Origin of the sequence: Terrihabitans rhizophilus (assembly GCF_033898525.1) — a bacterium.
GTDB lineage: Bacteria > Pseudomonadota > Alphaproteobacteria > Rhizobiales > Methylopilaceae > Flaviflagellibacter > Flaviflagellibacter rhizophilus.
Genome location: NZ_JAXAFJ010000003.1, coordinates 95,453 through 111,744 on the forward strand (window position 1 = coordinate 95,453; position 16,292 = coordinate 111,744).

Sequence of the window (16,292 nt, forward strand, 5' to 3'; positions counted from 1 at the left end):
AGGTGCGTTCGTGAGCCTCTACGAGCCCATCGCCAATGGCCGGTTCCGCTTCGATCCCCAGCGCGGCGCGCTCGTGGGCTGGGTGGTGCCGGAGGAGGGGCCTTCCGCCCCGCTCGCCATCCTGCACGGCGAGACCGTGCTGAACATCATCCACGCGGCCGACGCCGTTGAAGAGGACGCACCCGCAGAGGCATTCGGCTTCACCTGGCCCGTGCCCGACCTCGTGCGCACGGGGAACGCCGGCCTAGCGCTGCGCGTGGTCGACCTGACGGGCGGAGGTGCGCTCGAGGGGCCGGACATGCTGGACCCGCTGACGGAAACGTCCCACGGCTCCGGCAAGGGCTGGGGCGGCGAGCCGTCCTATTGGCCGAACGGAATCGCCGGTGGGCTGACCTCCTGGTTCAACCATGTGGCAGACGGCGTCTGGGCTGACGTCGACCCGACAGCCGTCGGGCCGCGCTTCGAGCGGGCCGATCCGCCGCCGGCCTCTTCGGGGTTTTCCTGGGGGGCGCGGCTGACGGCCGAGAACGAGGTGTCCTGGACCGTCCACCAGCGCCTGCCGGACCTTGCGGCCGAAGTCCGCGAGGAGGAGCGGTTCAAGCTCTGGCTGAAGCTGAGCAAGGCCACCTCCAACACCACGCAATGCCATGTCGAGATCTTCCTGAGCCGGTGGAACGGACAGGCCTTCGACCGGCTGCGCCGGCTGCGCCGCAGCCGCGTCATGCGGAGGTTCTCCAGCACCGAGGTCCAGATGGTGCTGGAGCCGGAGGAGCGCGAGCTTGCCGCGTCCGGCGAACTTGTTCTCACCATCGCCTTCCGCCCCTGCTTTGGCCTTGTCATGTGCCCCCTCGTGCCGTCCGACGCACCGGAGAGCGGCCCGCGCTTCGAGGATGGCCGCCTCACCGGCGCCTTCGCGGCCTGCGAGGAACTGACGCGCATCTATGACGAGAGGCTTGGCCGCGAGGTGCTGCTGGCGCCCGAGCACAAGGTCTCGGTGCCGGCCGTGATGCGGCTGCGCACCGAGGTGCCGATGACCGAGATCATCGTGCCCGTCTACAATGGCGCGGACGTGGTGACGCGCTGCCTGCGCTCGGTGCGCGATGCCACCGACACGCCGTTCCGCGTCAAGGTCATCGACGACGGCAGCCGCGGCTACACCACCCTGTTGCTGGACGAGATCGTGGCCGGCGACGAGCGGTTCTCCATGCACCGCCGCGCGCTGAACCGCGGCTACACCAAGTCGATCAACGAGGCGATCAAGCTCACCGATGCCGAATGGGTGGTGATCCTGAACTCGGATACCGTGGTGTCGAAGGGCTGGCTGCGCAGGCTGCATGAGGCCGCCGCGCGCGTGCCGGGCGCGGGCCTGATCGGCCCGCTGTCCAACGCCGCCACCTGGCAGTCCGTGCCGCAGGCCAAGAACCCGGACGGTTCATGGTCGCAAAACGACTTCATCGAGCCCGAGATCATCGAGGATGTGCAGGCCAAGCTCGCCGCCGCTTCGGAATGCACCTATCCGTGCTTCCCGGTGCTGAACGGCTTCTGCACGCTGATCTCGCGCGCCGTGTTCGACACCGTGGGCTATTTCGACGAGGAGGCCTTCCCGCTTGGCTATGGCGAGGAGACCGATATGTGCCTGCGAGCGGGTCTCGCCGGCTTCAAGCTCGTCGTGGCCGACAATTGCTTCGTCTACCACGAGAAGAGCGTGAGCTTCGGCTCCGCCACGCGCTCCAAGCTGACCCGCGCCGGCGGCTTCGAACTGAAGAACAAGCATCCCGGCGTGAACATCGGTGCCCTTGAACGCGGGATGCAGTTCAACACCGCGATGGTGCGCCTCCGGGCGAAGATGGCAGAGCTGGAATCGGAGCTGCGGACCTGATGCCCAAGATTGCGTTTGTTCTTCCCGTCCGAGGCGGCAGCGGCGGCGCCCATTCCGTGATGCAGGAGGTGACCGCGCTGCGCGACCTCGGCGTCGACGCGACGGTGCTGGTGAACCAGCAGAACATCGAGTCCTTCATGGACACCTATGACCGCTATGCATGGACCGCGACCGGCGTGCTGCCCTTCACCGGGCCGCGCGAACTCGGCCGTGTCGCCGCCGATGCGGATGTGGTGGTGGCCACGACCAACACCTCCGTGCACTCCATCGCGGAGGCGATCACGGAGACCAAGGCCTCGTTCCGCACGGCCTATTACGTGCAGGACTACGAGCCCCTGTTCTACGAGGCCGGCACGGTGGACCACGGCATCGCCGTGGCCAGTTTCGCGGTGCTGCCGAACTGCACCTATTTCGCCAAGACGCACTGGCTTTGCGACATCGTGGGAGCCAGTCACGGCCACAAGGTCGAGCTTGTCGTGCCCAGCATCGACCACACCATCTACAAGCCCGCGCGCCGCGAGAAGCGTGACCGGCGCGTGCTGTGCGCCATGGTGCGTCCGGACACTCCGCGTCGCGCGCCGCGCAAGACGCTTGCCCTGATGGAGCGCGTGGCGGCCGGCGAATTCGGGCCGGCCGACGTGAAGATCTTCGGCGTCGACCACGAGGACCTGGCCCGCACGGGCATGGAGATCCCGGAGGGCGTCGAACTGATCGGCAAGCTAAAGCAGACGGATGTCGCCACGCTGCTGCGCGACTCGGACTTCTTCGTGGATCTGTCCGACTACCAGGCCTTCGGCCGCACGGCGGCGGAAAGCATGGCCTGCGGCTGCATCGCACTGGCGCCCAAGCTTGGCGGTGCCTCCGACTTCATCGACGATGGCGTCAACGCCTTCCTGGCCGATTGCGGCGATCCGCGGTCGATCGACACCGCGCTGCACCGCATGTTCTCCATGTCGGATGCCGAGGCCGCGGCCATGCGCTATGCCGGCCTTGAGGCCGTCCAGAAATACACCCCTGTCCGCGCCGCCATCTCCGAGCTTCGCGCCCTCGGCTTCGCCTGATCGGGAACCGCCCTATGACACCGACCGTCACCGTTTTTGGATGCTGCCGCGTGATCACCCCGAGTCAGATGCTCGCGGATGCCGGCACGATCAAGCTGAACCAGAAGAACATCTTCGGCTTCACGCATTACGCAGCCGAGGTGAAGCAGCAGATCGACATTATCACCGGCGCCAAGCAGCCGCCCGCGCGCCTGCGCCCCTACATGAACATAAAGGACGAGTGGAAGTTTCCGGCCGCAGGAGCACTGGAGAGCTTCCACGAGAGCTTCAAGGACACCGATGTCTTCGTGCTGGAGGTCTCTTCGATCCGGAAGATCATCTTCAAGGCCTTCTTCCTGCAGATCAACCGCACCCGGGAGCTGCTCGGCGTCAACGAGAAGACCGCCGCCAGCTGGTGGGACCCGATGATGCGGTTCCAGGTCAACGACACGTCCAAGATCCCCGCCGAGCTTGAAGGCGTCCCGCGCGAGGTGGCAGAGACCATCCGCATCGAGGAACAGAGCACGGACCAGATCTACAAGGAGATCCGCGAGCTCGTGGTTTTCCTGCGCAAGCCGGTGGTCCTCGTGAGCCATTTCAACACCGACTACAAGGGCGCCCCGATACCGCAGCGCACCAAGATCATCCGCGCGATGGAGCGGCTGCAGGAGGAGGGCATGGCGACCCTGTTCGACCCCACGGCCCATGTGCTCGACATGGGCGTGCCGACGGCGCTGATGGACCTGGCGCACTACAAGCCGGCATTCCAGACGCGGGTCGCCGAGTGCCTTACGGACAACATCAAGGCCGCTGCCTGAGGAGCGGCCCCGCAGCCGATCAGGCGACCACCACCTCGGGCTCCATCGACGCGACCCGCGCGGGCGCATAGCGCCGGATCATCTGGGCGCAGAATTCGGCATATTCCTCGGGCACCTGCGGCGCCGAGGTGTGGTGCGGGGCGATGCCGCGATGTTCCGGCGTGAAGCAGAACGTCACCGTCACGTCGAAGTCGGCCAGCGCTTCCATCTGGCGGTCGAACCAGCCCAGCGCGTCGGGGCGGAAGCTGTCGGCCCAGGACAGGCCGGTGCGCAGATGGCGCACGCCGAGCCGCTTCAGCCAGGCCACCGCGTCATCCAGCCGGTGGTCGTGATAGTGGAACCACTGGCAGATCCCCATGCCCTCGCCGTGATCGGCAAAGGCTTGCAGCGAGGGCTTGGCGGAGCCGTCCTCGCGCAGCAGGCCCATGTAGAAGTGCCGGTAGTAGGATGAGCCTTCCGCCTCGCGGTGGCGCGTCGTGGCGCCCCAGGCCTGCGGCAGGTCGTAGAGGCTGTACCAATGCGCGCGCGGCACCACGCCCCTCAGCAGGCTGGCCGTCTTGCCGACGCCCCATGCCTGCACCTCTTCCGATCCGAAGCTCGACACGCCGACTTCCGACACCCAGACCGGCAGGTTGGTCACAGCCTTGATCTCGGCGACCTTGGCCGGCCATTCGTCGATCTGCCAGAGGTTCCAGTCCAGCGGGAAGCCGTGCACGGCCACCACGTCCACGTCTTCGAACACGCCCTTGCGCTCAAGGTTCTGCACGAAGCCGGCGTCGATGGGCGACATGCCGCCCAGCACGCGCGGCAGGCCCGGGCATTCGGCGGCGATGGCCTGGCCGGCGAGCTTCGTCATTTGTGCGAACAGCACGAAGTCGGGATCGATCTCCGGGTCCCAATGCGACTTGTTGTTGGGCTCGTTCCAGATCATCGCGGCTTCGATCATGCCCGCGTTCCTTCCTTGGGGTAGACGGCGCCCGGCCCGCACGGCGGTTCGGTGCGGCGGCAGATATAGACTTCGTCCTCGGGGTTGGACTCGATGGTGAAGCCCGCGCTGCGCAGCATGGCCTCCGTGCAGGCCTTGTTGGGCGCCCACCAATTGGTCCAGTCGTGGGCATATTGATGCTCGAAGAAGTGCATCTTCGGATAGCCCGGCTCGTCGAAGTGCTCGACCTCGAAGAAGTCGTAGTCGGCCTGCACGGGATGTATCTCGCGGCTGCCGCGCTGCATGGTCTGGAACAGCATCATGTCGCCGACCGCGTGCTCGTTCAGCAGGTCCAGCGCCAGCAAGGGGTGGCGCAGGTGGTAGAGCACGCCCATGAAGATGACGATGTCGAACCGCTCGCCCAGCGAGGCGACGTCGTAGACCGACATCTGCCGGAATTCGATGTCGTAGCCGCTGATGGAGGCCGCGAACCGCGCCTGCGCCAGGTAGTGCTCGTCGGAATCCACGCCCACCACGCGGGCGGCGCCGCGCCGCTTCATCTCCATTGAGTAGAAGCCGGCATTGCAGCCGAGATCGAGCACGCTCTTGCCGGTGAGGTCTTCGGGGAAGGCGTGCGCGAAGCGCTCCCACTTCATGGCGGGGTAATTGCCGAGAAAGTGGCCGGGGGCCGTCCACACGCCGCACAGTTCCATGTTGTGGAACCAGGGCCCGAGCTCGTCGATCCTCTGCCGGATCTGCTCGGTATCCATCTGGTGAACATTCATTCGCGGACTGATCCTGACCTTGAAGGCTCCGCCCGCATGCGCGCACGGCATGGCTGTTTAGCAGCAGGTGACCGGAAAACGGAAGGAGGGCGCAGGATCGTCCACTGCAATCAGGCGGATGGTGCGCTCTTGCGCGGGCGTCGGGATTTTGCCGCTGCCTCCGGGATCGGCGGCAGGGTCTGCGCCGAAGAGCCGATACCGGCCCAGGGATCGAAGTCCAGATCCATCAGCCGCTGCGGCACCGTGCACACCGTAAACCGCGAGGGATCGAAGCCGTCCGCGAGTTCATCCCAGGCAATCGGCACCGAAACAGGCGCTCCAGGGCGGGAGCGGGTGGAATAGGGCGCGATGGCGGTCGAGGTCGCATCGTTGCGCAGATAGTCGATGAAAATCCGCCCCTCGCGTTCGGCCTTGGAGATGCGCGTCAGGAAGCGTTCCGGGGCGCGTTCGCTTAACAGATCGCCGACATGACGGGCGAAGCGCTTTACCCCGCTCCAGTCATGCGTGGGGGCAAGAGGCACGATGAGATGGAGCCCCTTGCCGCCCGTGGTCTTCAGGAACGGCTCCAGCCCAAGTTCCTGCAGGAGTGCGCGAAGCTCATGCGCGCACCGCATCACGTCGGCGAAGAGGAGGCCTTCGCCGGGATCGAGGTCGAAGATCAGGCGGTCCGGGCGCGAGGGGTCATCCACCTTCGAGCCCCAGGGATGGATTTCGAGCACGCCCATCTGCACCATGGACAGCACGCCGCGTATGTCGCGAATGTAGAGATAGGCGCCGGATTCCTCGAAGCCCTCGATCTCCACCTGCCCAAGCTCCTCGGGCACACCCGATCCCGCATGGCGCTGGTAGAAGCATTTCTTCTGCCGCCCCGTCGGACAGCGCACCATGGTCACCGGCCGATCCACCAGATGCGGCAGCATCCAGTCGGCGACGGCCAGATAGTATTCCGCGAGATCGCGCTTGGTGATGCCCTGCTCCGGGTAGAGCACCTTCTCCGGGCTTGTCAGCCGAACGCCGCCGATCTCGATTGCTTCCTTCGCCTCAGCCATGATCGCGGATCCCCAGAAGTGTCGCCAGCCGCTCGGGATCGGCAGGCGCGTCGAGCTGATCCATCCGGCACTGCAGGGCGGCCTTGTCGGGCCGCCAGCGCAGGAACTTCGTGCCGTGGCGGAAGCGGTCGCCGGTGACGTGGTCGTAGCGTACCTCCGCCACCAGTTCGTGGCGCAGCGGCTGGTATTCTCCGGTGCGTTCCGTGCTCCACCGGCTCGGCCCGCCCGGCGAGCGTCCGGTGAAGCCGGGAGGCTCCACCAGCGCCTCGAGGCGCGCGGTCAGCGCGGCCCGGTCCATCTCGGCGAAGCCGGACGTGAAGCCGACATGGTCGAGCTCTCCATCCGCATCGTAGAGGCCGAGCAGGAGCGAGCCGACCTCCTTCTTGCCCTGCGCGTAGCGGAAGCCGCCCACCACGCAATCGGCCGTGCGAAGCCGCTTCACCTTGGCGAAGGCGCGCTCGTCCGGGCGGTAAGGATCGTCGCAGCGCTTGGCGACCACGCCGTCCAAGGCGGTGCCGGTGCCAGCAAGCCAGCGTTCCGCGACGCCACGATCATTGGTGGATGGGGAGAGGCGCAGACCGGACGTGTCGGCCAGCGCTGTGAAGAATTGATCGAGAGCCGCGCGCCGCTCGCGCAGGGGCCGATCCATCAGGATGTCACCCTCGGGGTCGAACAGCAGGTCGAACAGGATGAACTCGGCCGGTGTCTCGCCCGCCAGCTTCCGCACCCGGCTTTCCGCCGGATGCAGGCGCAGTTGCAGCGCCTCGAAGGAAAGTTCGCCCCCAACGGGAATGACAAGTTCGCCATCCAGCACGAAGCGCTCCGCCGGCAGGGCGCCGAGAATGCTCACCACATCGGGAAAGTAACGGGCGAGCGGGCGCCCCGATTTGGAGCGCAGGTCGATCTCGGTTCCCGAACGGAAGGCAAGGCACCGGAAGCCATCCCATTTCGGCTCGAACTGCCAGCCCGGGCCCTCCGGCAAGGCGTCGGCTGCGTGTGCCTCCATCGGCGCGGTCGTGACCGGCAGCGGGAGGCCGCGATCTCTGGTGTCCGTTTCAGGAGGCTGGCCGCTGTCCATGCCGATTCAAGCATGATCGCGGCTACTGGTTCCGCTCTCCGGCCCCCGTGATGGGGATCACTCGTTGCAGTTGTGCAACAGCGGCGAACAACGCGGTGTGTTATCCAAAAGTGTAGCTGGGACGGGACAACACATGCGCCTCTGGAAATCTGCCGCGCTGGCATCTGCGTTGGCCGCATTCGCCCTCCCCGCTCATGCTGCCGACTTCGCGCCTTCGAGCCCAACCGTGCCGTCCTGGACCGGGCCGTATCTCGGCCTCCTGGCTGGTGCGAGCTTTGGCAGCGTCGACTCCGCAGAAGAAGCTATTCCCGGGCTAGCTCCTGAACTGAACGTCAGCTTCGGCGAAACCGATGCCAATATCGGCATCTATGCCGGCTACAACTGGCAGTTCCATCCGCGCTACGTCATGGGCGTCGAGGCCGAGGCAAGCTGGGTGCATGCCGATCTTGGCAACCCGTTCGACGGCGTTCCCGAGGATGCCGTCAACATCGACACCGTGGCGGCGCTCAGCGCACGGCTAGGCGTTCTCGTGACCCCGGAGACCCTGCTTTACGTGAAGGGCGGCGTGGCCTTCATCGACGGCGAGGCCAATATTGGCTTCGCTGCGGATCCCGTGGACGACCTGCTGGTCGGCGCGCATGTTGGTCTCGGTGTGGAATCCATGCTCACGCACTTCTTCGCGGTCCGCGCGGAGCTTGCCTACACCTTCGTGGAAGAAGGCTATGAGGTGGACTTCACCAGCTACGAGCCGAGCTTCCTGCAGGCGCGCATCGGCGGCGCCTTCAAGTTCGGCACGCAACAGATCGAGGCTCCTGCCGCCCCGGCAATCGAGACAGACTGGACCGGCTTCCATTTCGGCGGTCATCTCGAAGGGCAGGGCGCAAACACCGGCTATGACGAGATCCTGCTGAACGGGGAGCAGTTCGCCGATCTTCGCGTCGGAGGCGGCGGGCAGATCGGCTTCGACTATGCGTTCCAGCGCCTGGTCGTCGGCGTGGAAGCCAGCGGCACCTGGACGGACCTCGCCTTCGAAGACGAAGGGCTGGGCGATGCCGAGGTCTTCGCCGAGGTCGATGCCATCTATGCGGTCACTGGCCGGCTCGGTTTTCTCGTGACGCCTGCATCCCTTATCTACGCCAAGGGCGGCGCAGCCTGGATCCGGACAACCGTCACGGATGATGCGGCGGCGGTGTTCGGCACCGAAGGCGACGAAGACACCCTTCAGGGCTATCAGGTCGGCGGCGGCATCGAGACCCTCGTGGGCAACAATGTCAGCCTGCGTGTGGAGGGCCTCTACACCAAGGCGACCGACGAGATCACCTTCGACGGTGCGCAGCCCGACGACTTCGCCGTGCAGCCCGAGATCTTCAGCGCACGCCTGGGCGCCTCCTACCGCTTTTAACGCGCCGGCAACCAGAGCGCGCCGAAGCGCGCGATCTGCCCCCGCTGCGGTACAATTTCGGCTATGAAGAAAATTGGCCGCCTGTGCCGCGGCCTTCTGGGGGAAACATGGACACGACGACCGGTGCGCCTGCGACGGGTGAAGCCGAGGGCCAGGCCCGCAAGCTGGAATGGATCGATGCCGGCATGGCGACCCATTTCGCCAACGTCATCAACGTGCAGAGCACGCGCGAGCAGGTCGACCTGTTCTTCGGCACCAACCGCACCTGGAACGTGTCCGAAGGATCGTCCATGGCGGTGGAGCTCAGCAACCGCATCATCCTGACCCCGCTCGCCGCCAAGCGGCTGCTGACCGTGCTCAGCGGCGTGCTGCGCGAGCATGAGGCCCGCCACGGCTCGCTCGACGTCGAACGCTAAGCGCCGGCTCGCGCCAGCATGAGCGACGAACCCGTACCTCTCGAAAGGCCGGCAACGGCTCCGGGTGCGGGCGCGAGCGGCGATGTCGCCGTGCTGGACACGGCGATCTGGCGACAGCTCGGCGAGGGTGGCAATGCGGCGCAGTTCCGCCGCGCCTGGCTGTCCCTGCAGTGCCAGATGATCGGCGATGTAACTGCTGGTCTTCTGCTTGTTCCGGCAGCAGCCGGCGGCGCCCTCGAACCGGCAGCGGTCTGGCCCGACAAATATCGCCCCGATCCCGCGCTTGTCGCGCTGGCCGAACGTGCCGCCGCCGACGGGCGCGGCATGGCGCAGGAGGCGCGTGTCGGCGGAGGGTCCGCCGCTCTGGCCTATCCCGTATCGCTGGACGGTGCGCTGATCGCCGTTGTCGCGCTGGATCTCGGCCGGTCCGAGGCTCGGCACATGCGCTCGGCCATGCGGCAGGTGCAGTGGGGCACCGCCGCCCTGCGCGACCGCGAACGCGCCGACCGGGAGTTCATCACCTCGCGCACCGGCACGCGGTCGAAACTGGCGCTCGATCTTCTGGCGACCGCGCTGGAGCAGGAGCGCTTCAAGCCGGCCTGCATGGCGGTGGCGACCGAGCTTGCAGTCCGCGCACCCGCGCTGCGTGTGAGCATCGGTTTTGTGCGGCGTGGATCGGTCCGCATCGCTGCCATCTCGCACACCGCGAGCTTCGGCCAGAGCATGAACCTTGCCCGTCATGTCGAGAACGCCATGGACGAGGCGATGGACCAGCGCAGCGTGGTGCAATATCCGCCGGTGCCCGGCCAGCCTCTGGCCACGCGTGCGGCCGAGGAACTGGCGCTTCTGCAGCGCGGCCACGTGCTGACGATCCCGCTTCTTGTGCGCGACCGCTTTGTCGGCGCCGTCAGCCTTGAACGTCCTGAGGACATGCCCTTCGAGCCGGAGACGGTGGGATTGCTCGACGCCGTATGCGCCGCGCTTGCTCCCGTTCTGGAGGATCGCCGGCAGAGCGACCGCTGGATCGGCTTCAAAGTCGCCGACGCTTTGTGGCGCGAGGCAAAAACTTTTCTCGGCCCCTCGCACACCGGCCGCAAGCTGGCGGCGCTTGGCGCCATCGCCGTCATCGCCTTCTTCGCCCTGTATGAGCAGGAATACCGCGTCAACGCGCAGTCTCGCATCGAGGGATCGGTGCGGCGTGCGGTGGTGGCCTCCTATGACGGATTCATCAAGCAGGCCGATGTGCGCGCCGGCAGCACCGTGCGGGCAGGGGACCTCATCGCCGCGCTGGAAGACCGTGATCTCACGCTCGAGCGCCTGAAATGGGTCACCGAGCGCCAGCAACGTCTCTATGAATATGACCGCGCTTTGGCGGCCCGGCAGCCAGCCGTCATCAATGTGGTGAAGAGCCAGATCGAGCAGGCCGACGCGCAGATCGGGCTGATCGACGAGCAGATCGCCCGCGCCCAGCTTCGCGCACCCTTCGACGGCCTCGTCGTGTCCGGCGATCTCAGCCAGTCGGTCGGTGCGTCCGTGAGCCGCGGGCAGGTGCTGTTCGAGATCGCGCCGCTCGATGCGTACCGCGTCATCATGAATGTGGACGAGCGCGATCTCGCCGATGTCCAGACGGGGCAGGCGGGACAGCTTGTCGTGTCCTCGCTGCCGGACCAGGCGTTTGCGTTGAATGTCGAGACCATCACCCCCGTGGCCGAGGCCGGCGGCGGACGCACGGTGTTCCGGGTGGAGGGGCGTCTGACGGAGAACTCGCCGCGCCTGCGTCCGGGCATGGAGGGCGTGGCCAAGATCGACGCCGGGGAACGCCTGCTGATCTGGATCTGGACCCGTTCGATGACCGACTGGCTGCGCCTCAAGGCGTGGCAATGGCTGCCATAAGGCAGTCCGGATGGCGCGCTCCCTCTTCAGCTCCTCCTGGTACCGCGTCCAGAACCTGAAGCCGCGTCTGCGCCAGCATGCGCAGATCCACCGGCACGTCCTGCGCGGGCAGGTCTGGTACATCGTGCAGGATCACCAGACCGGCCGGTTCCACCGCGTTTCGCCGCAGGCCAATCTGATGCTGTGCCTGATGAACGGCCACCGCACGGTGGCCGAGATCTGGGACCTCGTGGGACAGCGGGCGGGCGACGATCCGCCGACGCAGGACGAGGTGATCCAGCTGCTCTCGCAACTGCATGGCAGCGATCTGCTGCACGGCGAGATGGCGCCGGATCTGGACGAGATCTCGGAGCGTTCGCACAAGCAGGCGCGGCAGACCTTCGTCTCCCGCTTCAAGAACCCGCTGGCCCTGCGCTTCCCGCTGTTCGACCCCGATCATATCCTCAACCTGACCGCGCCCTTCGTGCGCCCGCTGTTCAGCGTGCCGGGTTTCCTGCTGTGGCTGGCGCTGGTGGTGTCCGGGGCTGTCGTCGCGGGCCTGCATTTCGAGGAGCTGAAGGCCGACGTCTTCGGACAGGTTCTCACCGCCACCAATGTCGCGCTGATGCTGGTGCTCTACCCGGTCATCAAGCTGCTGCACGAGGCGGGGCACGCCTACGCCACCAAGGTGTGGGGCGGCGAGGTCCACGAGGTCGGTGTCATGATGCTGATCCTGATGCCGGCGCCCTATGTGGACGCCTCCGCGTCCGCAGCGTTCCACGACAAATGGCGCCGTGCGGTGGTGGGCGGCGCGGGCATGATCGTCGAACTGGCGCTGGCGGCCATCGCCGCCTTCGTCTGGGCCAATGCCGAGCCGGGGCTGGTGCGCGCCATCGCCTTCAACACGATGCTGATCGGCGGCGTCTCCACGCTTGTGTTCAACGGCAATCCGCTGCTGCGCTTCGACGGCTACTACATCCTGTCCGATCTCATCGAGATTCAGAGCCTCGGCACCCGCGCCAACCGCTACATCATGTACATCGTGCAGCGGCACCTGTTCGGCATCGAGACCGACAACCCGGCCGACAGCCGGGGCGAGGCGCGCTGGTTCGTGGCCTATGGCGTGCTCGCTTTCTTGTACCGCGTGCTGGTGACGCTCGGCATCGCGATGTTCGTGGCCACGAAGCTGTTCTTCATCGGCATCATCATGGCCATCTGGTCGGTGGCTTCGCTCGTCGTCTTCCCGCTCTGGAAAGGCGGCCAATACCTCTTCACCAGCCCACGCCTCTCCGGCCGGCGACGCCGGGCGCTAACCGTATCGGCGTCTGTGCTGGCGGGCCTGGCGGCGCTGCTGTTCCTGATCCCGGCTCCCTACGCCACCGTGGCCGAAGGGGTGGTGTGGATACCGGAGCGGGCGCAGGTGCGCGCCAGTTCCGAAGGCGTGGTCAACGCCGTGCTCCCGGACAGCGATGCGGAGGTGGCCAGCGGCACCGTGCTGGTGGGCATGGAAGACCCGGTGCTGAACTCGCGGATCGCCGTCGCGGAAGCGCAGCGGCAGGAACTGCGCCTGCGCTATGAGGCTGTGCGCCAACTCGACCGCGTGCAGGCGGAATTGTTCGCGGCGCAGATCGGCCACATCGAGGCGACGCTCGCGGCCTTCCGGCAGAGGCGTGACGGCCTCACGGTTCGCGCCGCGCATGATGGCCGCGTCATCCTGCCGAACGCGAAGGACCTCACGGGCCGCTTCGTCCGACAAGGCGACCTGCTGGGATATGTGGTTGCGGCGTCCGATCCCGTGGTGCGCGTCGTCGTTTCTCAGGCGGATGTGGATCTGGTGCGCGGGCGCACCGGGCGCGTGCATGTGCGCTTCGCGGAAGATCTCGGCCGCACCGTCCCGGCCACGCTGCTGCGCGAGGTCCCGGCCGCGCAGTCCGAAGTGCCGAGCCCCGTTCTGACGACGGAGGGAGGCGGCACGATCGCGCTGGACCCCGGCGGCCGGGACAGGCCGCGCGCCTTGCAGAGCCTGTTCCTCTTCGATGTGGGCGTCGCGAACCTCGACGATGCTCGCGCGCTAGGCGGACGGGTCTATGTGCGGTTCGACCATGGCCGCGAAGCCGTCGCGTGGAGGCTGTTGCGCGGCTTGCGGCAGGTCTTCCTGAGCCAGTTCAATGTCTGACGCGGCGCAGCCCCGGATCGAACTCTATGCCGAGCGGCAGGCACCGAAGCGGAGTGCGCTCGACAAGGCCGTGCTCGATTTCGCTGGCCGCTTCCGGGGTGCGCTGAGCCGTGGCGACATGCGGCGGATGAACCGCGTCGTCCAGCGCGTGATGGAGCAGGAAGGCGAACTGCAGGGGCTCGACGCCGGGGCGCTCGATGCCGCTGTCCATGCGCTGCGCCTCGACCTGCGCCGAGCCCCGGAGCTGTCCGCCCTAACCGATACGCAGCTGGCCCGCGCATTTGGAGTGGTGCGCGAGGTTTCCGGCCGCTTCAAGGGGCAGCGCCATCGCGGCGTGCAGATCATGGGCGCGTTCGCCATGATGCGGGGCCGCCTTGCCGAGATGTCCACGGGCGAGGGCAAGACCCTCACGGCCACGCTCGCGGCGGGGACAGCGGCCCTGTCCGGACGCCCTGTGCATGTGGTGACGGTGAACGATTATCTGGCCCGCCGCGACGCGGAGCTGATGACCCCGGTCTACCGGGCGCTCGGCCTCTCCGTCGGCATCGTGATCTCCGGACAGAAGCCGGAGGAGCGCCGCGCCGCCTATGCCTGCGACATCACCTACTGCACCAACAAGGAACTGGCCTTCGACTATCTGCGGGACCGCATGGTGCTGGGGCAGCAGGACAGCAATGTTCGCCTCAAGCTGGAAGGGCTGGCGGGCGCGTCCCGAACCCGCGACCTCAGGCTGCGCGGCCTGCATGTCGCCATCGTGGACGAAGCCGACAGCGTGCTCGTGGACGAGGCCCGCACGCCGCTCGTCATCTCCGAGAACGCGGACGGCGATGTGGACGCGGCTGTCATCGCGCAGGCCATGGAGCTTGCGGCGAAGCTGGAGACGCCGCGGGACTACCTCGTCCATATCGACGAGCGCCGCATTTCGCTGACGCAGGCGGGCAATGAGCGGGTGCGCGAAGTTGCCGAACCTCTCGGCGGCGTGTGGCGTGGCACCGTCATGCGCGAGGAACTGGCACGGCAGGCGCTCTCCGCCGGCCTGCTGTTCCACCGCGACCACCAATATCTCGTGCGCGAGGGCAAGGTGCAGATCATCGACGAGGGCACCGGCCGCGTCATGCCCGACCGCTTCTGGGGCGACGGGCTGCACCAGATGATCGAGCACAAGGAGGGCTGCAAGCTCTCCCACCGCCGCGCCACCATCGCGCGCATGACCTATCAGCGCTTCTTCCGTCGCTACCGGCACCTGTGCGGCATGAGCGGCACCGCCCGGCAAGTGGCGGGCGAGCTTTGGCAGGTCTACCGGCTGCCGGTGACGCGCATTCCGACGCATCGCCCCATCCAGCGCGTGCACCGTCCCGACCTCGTGACGGAGCGTGGCGAGGAGAAATGGCGGCTGATCACCGCGCGGGTGCGCGAACTGCATGAGCGCGGCTGCCCGGTGCTGATCGGCACGCGCACGGTCGCGGCATCGGAGGAGGCGAGCGCGATGCTGACCGCCGCAGGCCTGCCGCACCGCCTGCTGAACGCGGCGCAGGACGGGCAGGAAGCCGCCATCGTTTCCGAGGCCGGGCAGCGGGGCCACATCACCATCGCCACCAGCATGGCAGGACGCGGCACCGACATCGAACTCGGCCCGGGCGTCGAGGATCTCGGCGGGCTGCACGTCATCATGTCGGAGCGGCATGACGCCCGCCGGGTGGACGACCAGCTTGCAGGTCGTGCGGGCCGGCAAGGGCAGAAGGGCCATTTCGAAGCCATACTGTCGCTCGATGATCCCCTGATGGAAATGGACCGGGCCGGCGTGCTGCGTGCGGTGACGCTGCCGCTGCGGAAGGCGCATGGCCCGCTGGTGCGCCGGCTGCTGCTGAAGGCGATGCAGCGCCGCGCGGAGCGGATCCATGCCGGGATGCGCCGGCAATTGATGAAGTCGGACGAGATGCAGACCCGCATCCTCGCCTTCTCCGGCCAGTCCGAGTAAGAGGCCAACATGACCCTTCGCCTCCAGCCCGCCCCCGCTCTTCTTGCCGCCGCGCTGCTGTGTGCAGGTGCGCCTGCGCGTGCACAGGATGTCAGTTTCGATTGCGTGGCCGAGCCGGCGCAGCGGGTGAAGGTCGGTTCCGCCGCAACCGGCATCCTGCGCGAGGTGCTGGTGAGCCGGGGCGATCTGGTGGAGGCGGGGCAACCCCTGGCGAAGCTCGATTCGACGGTCGAGGAAGCCAATGCCGCGCTTTATCGCGCACAGGCGGCGGCATCGGAGAACGTGGAGGCACAGCGCACGCGGCTCGAACTCGCGCGGCGCCGCCTGTCGCGCTCCAAGCAGCTGACAACCGGCCTCGTCACGGCCGAGAAGCTCGACCAGCTGGAGGCGGAATTCGCGATCGCCCAGCGCGATCTCGAGACCGAGCTGCTGAAGCGCAGGCTGGCCGAACTGGACCGGTTGCGCGCCGAGGCCGCCCTGTCGCTCCGCACCATTGCAAGCCCCGTGTCCGGCCTCGTGGCGGAGCGCAACCTGAACCCCGGCGAATTCATGAACCAGGAGAGCTTCGTGCTCACCTTGGTGCAGCTCGATCCGCTCCATGTGGAAGCCTATGTGCCGGTGGCTCTGTGGGGCCGCATCCGCGAGGGCTCGACGGGCACCGTGACGCTCGATCCGCCGACCGGCGGAAGCTATCCCGCCAAGGTGGGCGTGACGGACCAGGTGTTCGACGCCGCCAGCGGCACATTCGGCGTGCGCCTGATGTTGCCGAACCCGGAAAACCTGCTGCCCGGTGGGCAGCGCTGCCGCGTGGCCTTTACGCTGGAGCCGGAAGCCGTCACGGCGGTTCCGGGCACGGCGCCAAGCCAGCCCTGAC

General features: G+C 67.1%; 13 protein-coding genes. 9 read left to right on the forward strand and 4 right to left on the reverse strand.

All coding sequences use genetic code 11. The features are described 5' to 3' along the window. Window positions 1–10 precede the first annotated feature (10 nt). Genes SCD90_RS06950 through SCD90_RS06960 form a run of 3 tightly spaced genes read left to right on the forward strand, consistent with a single transcriptional unit; the run spans window position 11 to window position 3,737 of the window. Complete coding sequence (locus tag SCD90_RS06950; protein WP_319843925.1) at window positions 11–1,879, forward strand: glycosyltransferase family 2 protein; 1,869 nt, start codon at window positions 11–13, stop codon at window positions 1,877–1,879. Beyond that, window positions 1,879–2,940, forward strand: a complete 1,062-nt coding sequence (locus SCD90_RS06955) for a glycosyltransferase family 4 protein (RefSeq protein ID WP_319843926.1) — start codon at window positions 1,879–1,881, stop codon at window positions 2,938–2,940. The genes SCD90_RS06950 and SCD90_RS06955 overlap by 1 nt, the downstream gene beginning before the upstream one ends. Before the next feature lie 50 nt (window positions 2,941–2,990). Beyond that, window positions 2,991–3,737: a hypothetical protein gene (locus tag SCD90_RS06960; RefSeq protein WP_319843927.1), complete on the forward strand. Its 747-nt coding sequence runs from the start codon at window positions 2,991–2,993 to the stop codon at window positions 3,735–3,737. A 19-nt stretch (window positions 3,738–3,756) separates the two neighbouring features. Here the strand turns inward: SCD90_RS06960 and SCD90_RS06965 are convergent, their stop codons facing one another. From SCD90_RS06965 to SCD90_RS06980, 4 genes are all read right to left on the reverse strand, one after another. Further along, the gene (locus tag SCD90_RS06965) at window positions 3,757–4,683 is read right to left on the reverse strand and encodes a glycoside hydrolase 5 family protein (RefSeq protein ID WP_319843928.1); all 927 of its coding nucleotides are present in this window, start codon (window positions 4,681–4,683) and stop codon (window positions 3,757–3,759) included. Continuing rightward, window positions 4,680–5,447, reverse strand: a complete 768-nt coding sequence (locus SCD90_RS06970) for a TIGR04290 family methyltransferase (protein WP_319843929.1) — start codon at window positions 5,445–5,447, stop codon at window positions 4,680–4,682. Before SCD90_RS06970 ends, SCD90_RS06965 begins: the two co-directional genes overlap by 4 nt. A gap of 110 nt (window positions 5,448–5,557) precedes the next feature. After that, a complete protein-coding gene (ligD, locus tag SCD90_RS06975; RefSeq protein WP_319843930.1) occupies window positions 5,558–6,496 on the reverse strand; it encodes a non-homologous end-joining DNA ligase in 939 nt (312 codons plus the stop codon). Continuing rightward, window positions 6,489–7,574, reverse strand: a complete 1,086-nt coding sequence (locus SCD90_RS06980) for an ATP-dependent DNA ligase (protein ID WP_319843931.1) — start codon at window positions 7,572–7,574, stop codon at window positions 6,489–6,491. The genes ligD and SCD90_RS06980 overlap by 8 nt, the downstream gene beginning before the upstream one ends. A 133-nt stretch (window positions 7,575–7,707) precedes the next feature. On the opposite strand from SCD90_RS06980, the gene SCD90_RS06985 reads away from it, so the two are divergent. The 6 genes from SCD90_RS06985 to SCD90_RS07010 all read left to right on the forward strand — a co-directional run bounded on the left by SCD90_RS06985 (window position 7,708) and on the right by SCD90_RS07010 (window position 16,291). Then, entirely contained in the window at window positions 7,708–8,976 is a 1,269-nt protein-coding gene (locus tag SCD90_RS06985) for an outer membrane protein (protein ID WP_319843932.1), read from the forward strand. A gap of 107 nt (window positions 8,977–9,083) precedes the next feature. After that, window positions 9,084–9,392: a DUF3467 domain-containing protein gene (locus SCD90_RS06990; protein ID WP_319843933.1), complete on the forward strand. Its 309-nt coding sequence runs from the start codon at window positions 9,084–9,086 to the stop codon at window positions 9,390–9,392. An 18-nt stretch (window positions 9,393–9,410) separates the two neighbouring features. After that, a complete protein-coding gene (locus tag SCD90_RS06995) occupies window positions 9,411–11,285 on the forward strand; it encodes a GAF domain-containing protein (protein ID WP_319843934.1) in 1,875 nt (624 codons plus the stop codon). Window positions 11,286–11,295: 10 nt separating this feature from the next. Continuing rightward, complete coding sequence (locus SCD90_RS07000; RefSeq protein ID WP_319843935.1) at window positions 11,296–13,440, forward strand: HlyD family efflux transporter periplasmic adaptor subunit; 2,145 nt, start codon at window positions 11,296–11,298, stop codon at window positions 13,438–13,440. Then, window positions 13,433–15,418, forward strand: a complete 1,986-nt coding sequence (locus SCD90_RS07005; protein WP_319843936.1) for a preprotein translocase subunit SecA — start codon at window positions 13,433–13,435, stop codon at window positions 15,416–15,418. The genes SCD90_RS07000 and SCD90_RS07005 overlap by 8 nt, the downstream gene beginning before the upstream one ends. A 9-nt stretch (window positions 15,419–15,427) precedes the next feature. Continuing rightward, on the forward strand, window positions 15,428–16,291 hold the full coding sequence (locus SCD90_RS07010; RefSeq protein ID WP_319843937.1) for an efflux RND transporter periplasmic adaptor subunit: 864 nt from the start codon (window positions 15,428–15,430) through the stop codon (window positions 16,289–16,291). Window position 16,292: the final 1 nt, after the last annotated feature.